Source organism: Leptotrichia sp. oral taxon 879 str. F0557, assembly GCF_000469385.1.
In the GTDB taxonomy this organism is placed as follows: domain Bacteria; phylum Fusobacteriota; class Fusobacteriia; order Fusobacteriales; family Leptotrichiaceae; genus Leptotrichia; species Leptotrichia mesophila.
The window spans coordinates 170,069-182,213 of the sequence record NZ_KI271343.1; the positions used below are offsets into that span (position 1 = coordinate 170,069).

The 12,145-nt window shown below is 30.0% G+C and carries 10 protein-coding genes; all 10 read right to left on the reverse strand.

Annotation, left to right across the window (positions count from 1 at the left end; genetic code table 11):
* Positions 1-351 precede the first annotated feature (351 nt).
* Positions 352-1,965 (reverse strand): CTP synthase, encoded by a 1,614-nt coding sequence (locus HMPREF1552_RS08790; protein WP_021744811.1) that lies wholly within the window; start codon positions 1,963-1,965, stop codon positions 352-354.
* Between the two features lie 561 nt (positions 1,966-2,526).
* The gene (locus tag HMPREF1552_RS08795; RefSeq protein WP_006805020.1) at positions 2,527-3,510 is read right to left on the reverse strand and encodes a class II fructose-bisphosphate aldolase; all 984 of its coding nucleotides are present in this window, start codon (positions 3,508-3,510) and stop codon (positions 2,527-2,529) included.
* A gap of 127 nt (positions 3,511-3,637) precedes the next feature.
* Positions 3,638-4,357: a GH25 family lysozyme gene (locus HMPREF1552_RS08800; protein WP_021744812.1), complete on the reverse strand. Its 720-nt coding sequence runs from the start codon at positions 4,355-4,357 to the stop codon at positions 3,638-3,640.
* 149 nt (positions 4,358-4,506) lie between these two features.
* Complete coding sequence (gene serS / locus HMPREF1552_RS08805; RefSeq protein ID WP_021744813.1) at positions 4,507-5,778, reverse strand: serine--tRNA ligase; 1,272 nt, start codon at positions 5,776-5,778, stop codon at positions 4,507-4,509.
* 21 nt (positions 5,779-5,799) lie between these two features.
* Complete coding sequence (locus HMPREF1552_RS08810; RefSeq protein ID WP_021744814.1) at positions 5,800-6,579, reverse strand: hypothetical protein; 780 nt, start codon at positions 6,577-6,579, stop codon at positions 5,800-5,802.
* A 148-nt stretch (positions 6,580-6,727) separates the two neighbouring features.
* Positions 6,728-7,741, reverse strand: coding sequence for a tetraacyldisaccharide 4'-kinase (gene lpxK / locus HMPREF1552_RS08815; RefSeq protein WP_021744815.1), 1,014 nt, complete (start codon positions 7,739-7,741; stop codon positions 6,728-6,730).
* Positions 7,742-7,769: 28 nt separating this feature from the next.
* Positions 7,770-8,672: a DNA-binding protein WhiA gene (gene whiA / locus HMPREF1552_RS08820; RefSeq protein WP_021744816.1), complete on the reverse strand. Its 903-nt coding sequence runs from the start codon at positions 8,670-8,672 to the stop codon at positions 7,770-7,772.
* A 585-nt stretch (positions 8,673-9,257) separates the two neighbouring features.
* Positions 9,258-10,073 (reverse strand): toxin-antitoxin system YwqK family antitoxin, encoded by an 816-nt coding sequence (locus tag HMPREF1552_RS08825; protein ID WP_039901494.1) that lies wholly within the window; start codon positions 10,071-10,073, stop codon positions 9,258-9,260.
* 118 nt (positions 10,074-10,191) lie between these two features.
* On the reverse strand, positions 10,192-11,481 hold the full coding sequence (locus HMPREF1552_RS08830) for a thioredoxin family protein (RefSeq protein ID WP_021744818.1): 1,290 nt from the start codon (positions 11,479-11,481) through the stop codon (positions 10,192-10,194).
* A gap of 21 nt (positions 11,482-11,502) precedes the next feature.
* Positions 11,503-11,871, reverse strand: a complete 369-nt coding sequence (acpS, locus tag HMPREF1552_RS08835; RefSeq protein ID WP_021744819.1) for a holo-ACP synthase — start codon at positions 11,869-11,871, stop codon at positions 11,503-11,505.
* Between the last annotated feature and the right edge of the window lie 274 nt (positions 11,872-12,145).

The following is a 12,145-nucleotide window of genomic DNA, read 5'->3' on the forward strand; positions in this document are numbered from 1 at the left end:
TAAGGATTTGCGGCAATGAGCAATCCTACGAAAAGAAAAAATTAAAAAGTTAAATGATTAGGAATCAGCTTATGAATTAGCTATTGAACAACCCTATTATAAAAAATTTATTCTCATTTTTAAACGGAAGATAATATAATAATTGTTTTTTCTTAATTTTATACTCAAATCTATTTAAAATTAAACTACTAAAAATTATACAAATTTAAGGTTTGAGTAAAATAGTCATAACTTTTGAATTCAGTTTTAAAGCAGTTTTATATCGAATTATTTTAAAATTTATAAAAAAAGCAGAAAAACTCCTAATTAATAAAAATTTTTCTGCTTAATTTATTTTTTAATTAATTACTATTATTTTTCGCTTCGTTTCTTTAATGCCGCTTTTATCCAGCCTGTGAATAATGGATGTGGACGATTTGGACGGCTTTTGAATTCTGGATGGTATTGTGAAGCTATGAAGTATGGGTGATTTTTTATTTCGATTACTTCTACATAATTTCCATCTGGAGATAATCCTACAATATCCATTCCAGCTTTTTCAAATTCTTCCCTATAAGCATTGTTAAATTCATATCTGTGTCTATGTCTTTCAGCAATTTCAGTTCTTCCATAAACACTTGCAGCTAGACTATCATCTTTTAACACACATGGATATGCTCCAAGACGCATTGTCCCTCCCATATCTTTCAGACCTTTTTGTTCTTCCATAAGGCTTATAATTGGATATGAAGTGTCCTTTTCAAATTCTGTTGAAGTAGCACCTTTATAGCCAAGCACATTTCTTGCAAATTCGATACAAGCCATTTGCATTCCAAGACAGATTCCAAAAAATGGAATGTTATTTTCCCTTGCAAATTTTATCGCTCCAACTTTTCCGTCTACTCCTCTGTCACCAAATCCTCCCGGCACTAAAATTCCATCATAATCAGCCAGTTTTTTCACATCAAATTCTCCAGCCTTAAAATAATCAATTTCAACTTTTGTATCAAGATTAAACCCAGCATGCTCGATTGATTCATGAATACTAATATAAGCATCTTTTAATTCAATATATTTTCCAACAACTGCTACTTTTACAATCTTTTTAGGATTTTTGAATTTTTCTACCATTTTAGTCCATTCAGTCAATAACGGCTTTTCATTTTTTATTTTAAAATGTTTACAAATTACATCGGCAAGTCCTAATTTTTCCATAGTTAATGGTATTTCATAAAGACTTTTAGCATCAAGTGATTCAATAACCGCCTCTTCATCAATATCGCAGAAAAGCGAGATTTTTTTCTTAATATTTTCATCAACAGGATGTTCACTTCTCACTACAATCACATCTGGCGAGATTCCAAGCCCTTGAAGCATTTTTACGCTATGTTGTGTAGGTTTTGTCTTCAATTCTCCTGCTGCTTTTAAATAAGGTAATAATGTTACATGAATGTAAGCAATATTTTCTCTTCCAACTTCTCTTTTCAACTGACGAATTGCTTCAATAAACGGATCACTTTCAATATCCCCAATTGTCCCACCAATCTCAGTAATTACAATATCAGAATTATTCTCCTCAGCAGCTTTTATAACATTGTACTTAATTTCATCTGTCATATGAGGCACAGTTTGTACAGTCCCTCCTAAAAATTCCCCACGACGCTCTTTTGCAATAATTTTTGACATAATTTTTCCAGTCGTCAAATTATTATACTTTGTCAAATTCTCATTGATAAATCTCTCATAATGCCCCAAATCCAAGTCAGTTTCTGCTCCATCTTCTGTAACAAAAACTTCCCCATGCTGATAAGGACTCATAGTTCCTGGATCCACATTTATATACGGATCAAATTTCTGAATTGTAACCTTATATCCTCTCTCTTTTAGTAATCTTCCCAAAGAAGAAGCAACAATTCCTTTTCCAAGCGATGAAACAACTCCACCTGTGACAAAAATATATTTTGTCGTGTTATTCTGTCTATCCATTTTTCCTCCTATTTCTATTCCTATTTATTCAATTTTAAATATTTTGGCAATTTTATAAAATATCACTTAATTTAACAGATTATTTTTTTAATAAACTATTATTTATAAATATTTTTCTCTTTGATTTCTATATTTTTCTTTTTATTTTCGTAGGATTGCTCATTGCCGCAAAACCTACAACCTATGGCTAGTCTACGACACTTTCCTGCACTGACAAAAAACTCGCTATGCTCAGACAGTTTTGCTAGCACAGAAAAATGCTCCGACGGAACATTTATACTAGAATCTGTTTGAAAAATGAAAATTATATTTTAATTATTTGAAAATATTAAGTTTTATCCTTTAATTAGAAAAATTTGTAATAAATTCGTCATTTAAATAGGGTTTCGTATAAGAATTAAATTTTTAAATACTTTTATTGTTTTTCCCACAAAAAAAGAGGAAAAAAAAAATTTTCACCTCTTTTAAACAAATTTTATTTATGTAAAACTTAAAAGGAATATCCCAAGTTTAAGAATAAACTTGAGATAGTCCAAATTAATTTTCATTTTTTATTTGTTATTATCTTGCAGCTCCAGCTTTGTAAGCTCCATTTGATCCAAATACATTTCTGATTTTATCTTTGTAATATTCTTTCATGTAGTCTTTTGCAGGTCCTACATATTTTCTAGGATCAAATTCTCCTGGGTTTTTAGCGAATACTTCTCTGATTCCTGCTGTGAAAGCCAATCTTCCATCAGTATCTACGTTAATTTTAGCTACTGCTGATTTAGCAGCTTTTCTTAATTCTGAATCAGGGATACCAATTGCATCTGCAATTTTTCCACCATATTGGTTAATCATTTCAACAAATTGGTGAGGTACTGCTGATGAACCATGTAATACGATTGGGAATCCAGGTATTCTTTTTTCAATTTCTTCCAAGATATCCAATCTCAATTTAGGATCGTCTCCTGGTTTAAATTTGTGGGCTCCGTGAGAAGTTCCAATTGCGATTGCTAATGAATCAACTCCTGTTTTTGTTACGAAGTCTTCAACTTCATCAGGTTGAGTATAAACATGTTCTGCTGCTACTACATCGTCTTCGATTCCAGCTAAAACTCCTAATTCAGCTTCAACTGTAACATCGTGTTGATGAGCGAAATCAGCAACTTGTTTTGCTTCTGCAACGTTTTCATCATAAGGGTGGTGAGATCCATCATACATTACTGAAGAGAATCCGTATTCGATACAGTCTTTTGCTTCAGCAAAATTTGGACCATGATCCAAGTGCAATGCTACTGGAATGTCTGATCCTGATGCTTCTACATAAGCTGTTGCAGCTTTTGCAAGCCAAGGTAACATTTCTTTACCAATATATTTTCTTGCACCTGTTGATACTTGAAGAATTACTGGTGATCCTTCTTCAACGCACGCTTCGATAATTCCTTGTAATTGTTCCATATTGTTAAAGTTAAAAGCAGGTACTGCGTAACCTTCTTTATTTGCTTTAGCAAACATTTCTTTAGTGTTGCTTAATCCTAAATCTTTAAAATGATATTTCATTTTACGCCTCCTAATATTTATTAATTAGATTAACTTCTTTAATTATATGTTATCAAATTTTCGTATAAAAATCAATAGAAAACAAAAAATAATGTTAAAAATAAGATATTTTTTTAATCTACTTTACTTAATTTATTTTACTTTGATTTATGAGTTCTTCCACTGTCATTCCGTTTCTAAGTACATTTTTATCTGTGAATCCTGGAATTCCTTCAATTCTGCCACGTCTTGAAACTTGCCAAATTATCCACCTATTCTCTTCGTCTATTTTAGGAAAATATTTATAATCTGTAATCCAAATTTTATTTTCAGGAAATTCACCTTTTATGTATGCATTATAAGTGTTATAATTCACATAGAAAATTACTCTTTTTTTATAATGTTTTTCAAGTTTTTCAACCATAACTCTCAAATGCTCAATTACATCTGGTTTTTTATATTTTTTCGTAGAAATTTCAAGATCAATAATTGGAGGTAATGTTTTCTCAGAATCAGGCACTTTACTTATATAAAAATCCGCTTGTGCTTCTCCACTGCTAGTCATTACAAAAAAATGATATGCTCCAACTACAAATCCATTTAACCTAGCGTTATTCCAATTATATAAAAAATCCGTATCAAGAAAATTCTGTCCTTCTGTCGCTTTTAAAATGATAAATTTATATTTTTTATCAACAAGAGTCCAATTCACTTTTTCCTGATGATGTGAAATATCCAGCCCATGAACTTTATATCCAGCTAATTCCGCCAAAATATCATTATGATATAAATAACCACTAAGTTCTAAAAACCCCACTATACCTCCACCAATTATCATAATTACCAAAAATTTTATAAATTTTTCCATATTCTCTCCGTTCAGTTATTTAATAACAAAATTATTTTTAAAATTCTCAAATAACCTATTTTTATTATTGTACTTAATTTTAGAGCAGTTTTTGACAGTTTAGGAAAAAATCAGATTAATATGATAGTTATACGGTTATAGTGTTTTTGTTACTTTATAACTGTCATTCCGCCCATATAAGGTACTAATACTTCTGGAACTTTTATAGTTCCATCATCTTGCTGATAATTTTCCATAATGGCAAGCAATGTTCTCCCCACAGCAAGTCCTGATCCATTCAGAGTATGCACAAAATGGCTTTTTCCAGTTTCCTTTTCCCTGTATTTGATCATTGCACGTCTAGCTTGAAAGTCTTCTGTATTTGAGCAAGAAGAAATTTCTCTGTATTTTCCTTGACTTGGAACCCAAACTTCCAAATCATAAGTTTTTGCTGCGCTAAATCCTATATCTCCACTGCAAAGTGCCAGCACTCTATATGGCAATTCGAGTTTTTGCAATATTTTTTCTGCACAGTTTACCATTTTTTCAAGTTCATCGTAAGAAGTTTCAGGTTTTACAATTTTTACCATTTCTACTTTGTTAAACTGATGCTGTCTTATAAGGCCTTTTAAATCACGCCCTCCAGAACCGGCTTCCTTTCTGAAGCAAGCTGTGTATCCACAGTAATATTTAGGCAATTCCTCTTCATCCAGAATTTCGCTGTTATGTAAATTTGTAAGTGTAACTTCTGCCGTTGGAATCAAATACATTTCATCGCCTTCAATTTTATAGGCATCGTCAGCAAATTTTGGAAGCTGTCCTGTTCCCACCATCATTTCCCGTCTAACTAATTGTGGCGTAAAAATTTCCTCAAACCCATTTTCTCTAGTATGAACATCAATCATAAACGAAATCAATGCTCTTTCCAATCTTGCAGCTGCATTTTTATAAACTGTAAATCTTGAACCGCCAAGTTTTGCCCCTCTTTCAAAGTCCAAAATCCCTAGTTCTACTCCTAGTTCATCATGTGATTTTATTTCAAAGTCAAACTCTCTTGGAGTTCCCCATTTTCTAACTTCTACATTATCATCTTCATCTTTTCCAACCGGAGTCGTATCACTTAATTTGTTTGGAATCGTATAAGCAAGTTCCAACTGCTTTTCATCAATTTCTGCTACCTTTTGGTCAAGTTCCTTAATTTTTGCACTGACAGTCTGCATTCTCGCAAGTAGTTCAGCAGAATCTTTTCCTTCCTGTTTATATTTTCCTATCAATGCACTTGATTCATTTCTTTCTTTCTTTAACATTTCCACTTCTTGAAGCAAATTTCTTCTATCTTCATCAAATTTCAGCAATGAATTTAAATCAAAGTCACTATTTCTATTTTTTAAATATTCTCTGACTTTATCAGCATTTTCCCTTATGTATCTCATTTCCAACATAATTTTTTATTTCCTTTCTTTTTATATATATTTATATAGTATTTTTTTACTTTCACTTAAATTTTCAAAATCATAATTTTTACTAAATTGTATTTTTTTCACATTTTGAATATTATACTTTTCCACAATTTTATCATAATTTTCCACATAAATTTTTTTGTAAAGTTCATCAGCTTGATTTTCCACAAAATAGTTTAAGTTTTCCACATTTTCAAAATTTAGAAAAGCTGAATCAGATTTTATGAAATAGTTTATGACATTTTTTATTATCTCATCTATTTTATCACGAATTTCGTTAAATTTTGAACCATTTTCAGTTTCAACTTTTTCTATCATTTTTTCTGCAAAAAAAGTTTTTACAAGTTTATTTGTATCTGTTGAAATTAATGAATAGTTGTATAAAATTTCAAAAAATTTATCTTTATTCCGATAAAGCAGTTCATTTCCTAATTTTACAGCATAAATTGATTCTTTATTAAAAATGCTTCTTCTAAATCCATCTATTAATTTGGGAAGTTCAACTTTGCTTAACCGTTCTATTTTTTTGTCTTTTTCTTTAAATGTTTCCAAAAATTGTTCACTTATGATTTGTTTTATATCTTCATTTTTTTCATTTTCACTAAAATAAATATATCCCAATTCTAGTATAAATGATGGTTCTTTAGCTATTATCTTAAAATTTTTGTCAAGCTGGAAATATTTTCGTTTTTCAAAATTATTTTTATATTTTAGAATAAATTCTGAAAAATTTTCTGTATTTAAAAATACATTTTCACTTTCCAGCTTTTTATTTTCAGTCAAAATTTAATTCCTCCCTTCTGCTTCATTTTCTAATCTTTGTAAAAATCCTAAAATTTTTAATAATTACAATATTTTTTATATTTGATTTTATAACTTTTATTTTTAAAATTTTGTAAAATTTTAATTTCACAAAAATCTTAAATTCAATTTATTTTTCAACAAATTTAAATTCCATTTTCAAAATCATTAAATTTTCTATATTTTCATCAATTTTCACAATATCCTTTTCCGTTGTCAAAACATAATCGTAATTTTGGGATTTTTCCTTTATTTCTAAAATTTCTTCATTTGTGTAAACGTGATGATCTGTAAATTTTATTTCATCAATATTACTTGGGTTTAATTTTTTTATTGTTTGATAAAATACAGCTGGATTTGCTATCGAAGAAAAAATCAGAACATTTTTATTTTTAATAATTTCTAATGGAAATTTTTCATTTCTTATATTGTTTTCATTATTTATTTTACCAAACTTTTTCCTATTTTCAAAATTTAATTTGTAAAAATAACTTTCTTCAAAAGTGGCAACAGAAATTGGTTTTTGATATTTTGCCAATCTTTCCTTAATTTTCACAATTTCTTCTCTTGAAACATAATTGCTTTTTGTAATAATAATTTCATCAGCTCTTTTTAAAGAATCAAGTGATTCCCGCAATCGGCCTTTTGGCAAATAATCGTCCATTCCAAAAGGATTTGTTGCATCAATTAGAATTATATTTTTATCCTTTTTCAGTTTTCTATGTTGGAAACCGTCATCCATAATAATTGTTTCCACACCGCATTTTTCTTTTAAAAAAGTTGCACCTTCGTAACGATTTTTACAGACTACGACAGGAATTTGAAAATTTAAGGCATGCAAATAGGCTTCATCTCCCGATTCCTTTGAAGTGGCATAAATCTCTTTTTCATCCCGTACAAGCAGTAAATCAGTTTCCCGTTTTCCCTTATAACCTCGACTCAGAATTCCAACTTTTTTATTCTTTTCTAAATATTTTTGCACAAAATACTGCACAGCTGGTGTTTTCCCAGTCCCTCCTGCCACAATATTTCCAATGCAAACTATTTCCACTCCATCAACCTTTTTTTCTTTAAAAATATTCAAATCATAAAGTTTATTTCGTAAAAAGACAATAAATCCATATATAATCGACAATAATTTCATTAATTCTTCCTCAGCTTAACTTTCTTAATTAGTTTTCTAATAGTCCTTTATAAATTGTTTCCAGCCGTCTAAATCTATTTTTTATTCCAGATTTGGAAATTTCCATTAAGTCTGCTAGTTCCTGTAGGGACATTTCCTGATTTTCCAGCCGAATTCTTGCTGTTTCGCTTAATACGTCTGTCAATTCTGAAAGACCCATTTTTTCATCAATTACCTTTATCATGTTAATCTGCTTTTCAGAAGCCGATAATTTTTTTGTTTCATTTGCGATTTCCCAATTCATGTTTCTATTAATTTTATTTCGAATTTCCTTATTTATCGTAACTTCTTCAAATTCAAAAAACGAATTTATTCCCCCAATTAAAAAAATTATATCCAAAATGTCTTCTGAATTTCTTAAATAAACAAGGCTCTTATTTTTTTTCTCTGTCTGAAAAACTTTTTTTCCCATCTGTTTAAACAAGTAATACAAATAAGTGGCAGAATCTTCAGTATCCACAAAAAAGTCCATTGCATAAGCCTTTTCTGGAGACTTTATATATCCACAGCTAAGGAAAAAACCTCTGATTATCCCAGCTAACTGTTTTTCATTCTCCACAACTGAAAAATTTTTGTGAAAGTATATTTTTTTTAAAAATGATTTGTATTCCTGCTGATTGTGCTGAGTGGGAAAAAGTATCACTTCATACATTTTGTGTGTTCCAAGACGCTTACTAATAACGTATTTTAGTTGAATTGGGATATTTGTTACTGCCCGTAAATTTGAATAAATTCTTTTAGCAAGCGAGACATTTTCTGTGCTGAAATAAATTCCATGTTCTGTAATTACATTCTTTGCAATAAAAATTCCAAAAAGCTCTGCATAAATAGTGTCTTTATCTGTGTTTTCTAAATTAAAGATTTCTCTTTTTACATTTGCTGAATATGACATTTTTCCCCCTCTCTTTATATTTTTTTCTCTGTTCCTAAATTAAAGTTTTTGACTTTTTGCTGTTTATTATTGCTCTATTTTTATAAGACCTATACACTTATTTATAAAATTTCGTTAAAATAAGGACTTTCAGACTTTTATTAATACTAAATCCCATTTAAAAATGAAAATAAATTTTTATAATAGGGTTGTTCAATAGATAATTTATAATCATTCAACTTTTTTCTTTTTTATTTTCGTAGAATTGCTCATTCCTTTTTATTTTCGTAGGATTGCTCATTGCCGCAAAACCTTATCTTGCAGTAAAGATTTATCCTAGTAATTAAAATTATGGCAAGATTGCTACGCAATAACCTATTGGCTAGTCTACGACACTTTCCATGCTGACAAAAAACTCGCTATGCTCAAACAGTTTTGTCCGCACAGAAAAATGCTCCGACAGATTAATTTATATTAGATTCTTTTTAAAAAATGAAAGTTATATCTTAAATTACTTGAAAATATTAGGTTTATATCCTTTACTTAGAAAAGTTTGTAATAAATTCGTTATTTAAATAGGGTTTAATAATTAAAACTACAACAAGCCTAATAATTCATTTTTCTAGGATTCCCTGATTTATCATAGTAAGTCCAAGTTCCTGTTCTTCTTCTGCCTTTAATACTTCCTTCAAATCCAAGGCTTCCATCTGTATAATATCCTCTTACAGTTCCAGTTTCTCCATTCATATTTGCTTCATACAAAGGTCTTCCGCTTTCGTAGTAGACATTCATTTTCCCATTTATTTCATCATTTACATAATTGATTTCAGATTTTTTACCTCCGTTAGTGTTCCATTCACTAAATAATCCATTTTTCTGTCCATTTGAATAATTTCCTTGTGATTTTTTCGAGCCATTTTCATAATACTCAGTCCAAGTTCCTGTCATTTTTCCATTCTCATAGTTCCCAACTGTTTCCTGAGACCCTGTTTTTCCGTAATATGAAGAATAACGTCCATTTAACTGATCATCTTTATATTGATATTTTTTCCAGACTTTTCCATTTTCAGTATAAACTGTCCATTCTCCTTCTTTTTTTCCATTTTTATAATTTCCTATCGTAAATCTATTTCCGTTTGCATAAAATTCATCATATTTCCCATTCAGTATTCCATTGCTTAAATTAACAACAAGTCTTCTTCCGCCTTCTTCCATAATTCTATATTCTCCGCTTCCTGTCAATTCATAAGTGCTAGAATCTATTCTTTTTACATCTTCCATATTTGATGAGCTAAGCTTCGATAATCTAACCTTCCCAAAATTTGTCCCATAATTTGCAAATACATCTTTTCCATATGCAACTGCTGATAACATCATCATTCCAGCTATAAATAATATTTTTTTGCTATTATTTTTTTTCATTTTCATATCTCCTATTATTTTATAAAGTTTGTTTTTTTATTTTATTAATTTACCTTTTTACATTATAACAAATTTTTCTCATTTTTTAAACTAAATTGTTCATTTTTCTAGTTCCAGTTTACATTATAATCAAACTTGGCTTAATTAGCATTATAAGTCCCAAAATTATCATAAGAATTCCACCAAACAGATTTACCCATTTAGAATATTTTGTAGTTAATTGCAATTTATTTACACTCATTAAGGCAAATCCAAAAACTATTATATCGTCTATCATATAGCCAATTATGTAGATAAATGTGTAAAATTGTCTAGTCCAGAAAGGAACTTCATTTATTTGTAGGATTTTTGTGTATGTTTGAGGAATTCCAACTGAACAGGCAAATTCTATTACATTTACTGAAAGTGCTAAGCCAATAATTGCAAGTGCTGTCAGTAATGTAAATGGCTTGTTGGCAATATCCTTTATCTTTTTAGAAATTTTTGCCCTCTGCTCAAAGTCTGTTACTTCACATTCCAGCGTATCTCCTTTTTTCAAGTAATTTCTAATAAAGAAAATCCCACCAATAATTCCAATGATTCCAACAAGCGGGGTTACCCATTTGTCAAGTCCCACAAAATCCCAAGCATAAATCCAAGCATTTAAAATGAAAAAATACATTACAGCTTCAGCCAAGATAAACAGCCCTGCCACACGGAACATTTTCACCTTATTTCCAACGGCAATCAAAGCTGTCAAAAATAATACCAGAACCCACATTGCACAAGGATTAAATCCATCAATTGTTCCCAAAATTATTGACATTGTAAGTAGCGAATAATTTGTCAAGTCAACAGTCTTATTAATAATCGGAATATTTACAAGTACCTGATTCTCAGCACCTTTCGTAAGTCCTGGTACCTCACATACTGTATCGCCTGTACAGACTGCACCATTACTACTCACATTTCCAGTCTGTCCACTTTCCACATATTCCTTTAAAGTCAAAATTTTGTCCTTTGTTTTCCCAGAATTTATCAAATTTTCAATTTCTTTCCCAGTCGTATCAGCTGTATTAAATCCTTGAATAATATGTCCATTAATATAAATAATCGGAGTCCCCTTGACAAGTTTTAACTTCGATGCAGTTTCATCAAAAAACGCTTTTTCTTCCTTGCTTTCATCAATTTTATGCTCCACATATTCAAAATCATCCCTTTTAGTAGATAATTCCTTCAAAAATTTCTCCAAATTTGCACAATTTTTACAGTCTTTTCTACCAAAGTACTCAATTTTTACTTTCTTTGACTGACTATTTCCAGCAGAATAACCAATCTGACTTATACAAAATATACCAAAAAGCATAATCATCAACGCAAAAAATCTACTTTTCTCTATCCCAATATTAAAATCTTTTCTCCAAACCATCTTTTTTCACACCTTTCTTTTTTATTTTTTATAAATAATTACCGTACTAACCGCATATTCTCTGCTATGTGAAATACTAATCTGTATTGTAAGCCCCTGTGCCTTCTCCTTTATCGCATTATAAAGCGTTACATAAGGTTTCCCCAACTCGTCATTCAAAATTTCAATATCATTCAGCGAAAACCCATGCACCCCAGTCCCAAATGCCTTGGAAACCGCCTCTTTCGCAGCAAATCTCCCTGCATAGCTGGCATACGTATGCCTTTTTTTTTCGATATGCTCGATTTCTTTTTCCGTATAAACTTTTCTTTTAAAAAGGCTTGTCTGGTTAATTGCTCTTTCAATTCGGGATATTTCAATAATGTCTGTCCCAATACCGTATATTTCCATATTTATCTCCTTTTTGAAACTTACTATTGTTAGATTATACTACAAATTTTTAAAAATACAAAATTTGTATAATTTTAGTAGTTTAATTTTAAATAAGTTTACGTATATTTTTTTCATTTTTCAAACATAGTCTAGCATAAATAATCCGTCGGAGCATTTTTCTGTGCTGGCAAAACTGTTTGAGCATAGCGAGTTTTTTGTCAGTATAGAAAAATGTCGTAGACTAGCCATAGGTTATTACGTAGCAATCTTGCCAAATATTTTGATTATCAGT

What these genes read in the sequence shown, in the direction of transcription:
- HMPREF1552_RS08790 (WP_021744811.1), bottom strand. Translation starts at nt 1,965, where the DNA reads ATGGATAGACAGAATAACACGACAAAATATATTTTTGTCACAGGTGGA.
- HMPREF1552_RS08795 (WP_006805020.1), bottom strand. Translation starts at nt 3,510, where the DNA reads ATGAAATATCATTTTAAAGATTTAGGATTAAGCAACACTAAAGAAATG.
- HMPREF1552_RS08800 (WP_021744812.1), bottom strand. Translation starts at nt 4,357, where the DNA reads ATGGAAAAATTTATAAAATTTTTGGTAATTATGATAATTGGTGGAGGT.
- serS (WP_021744813.1), bottom strand. Translation starts at nt 5,778, where the DNA reads ATGTTGGAAATGAGATACATAAGGGAAAATGCTGATAAAGTCAGAGAA.
- lpxK (WP_021744815.1), bottom strand. Translation starts at nt 7,741, where the DNA reads ATGAAATTATTGTCGATTATATATGGATTTATTGTCTTTTTACGAAAT.
- whiA (WP_021744816.1), bottom strand. Translation starts at nt 8,672, where the DNA reads ATGTCATATTCAGCAAATGTAAAAAGAGAAATCTTTAATTTAGAAAAC.
- HMPREF1552_RS08825 (WP_039901494.1), bottom strand. Translation starts at nt 10,073, where the DNA reads ATGAAAAAAAATAATAGCAAAAAAATATTATTTATAGCTGGAATGATG.
- HMPREF1552_RS08830 (WP_021744818.1), bottom strand. Translation starts at nt 11,481, where the DNA reads ATGGTTTGGAGAAAAGATTTTAATATTGGGATAGAGAAAAGTAGATTT.
- acpS (WP_021744819.1), bottom strand. Translation starts at nt 11,871, where the DNA reads ATGGAAATATACGGTATTGGGACAGACATTATTGAAATATCCCGAATT.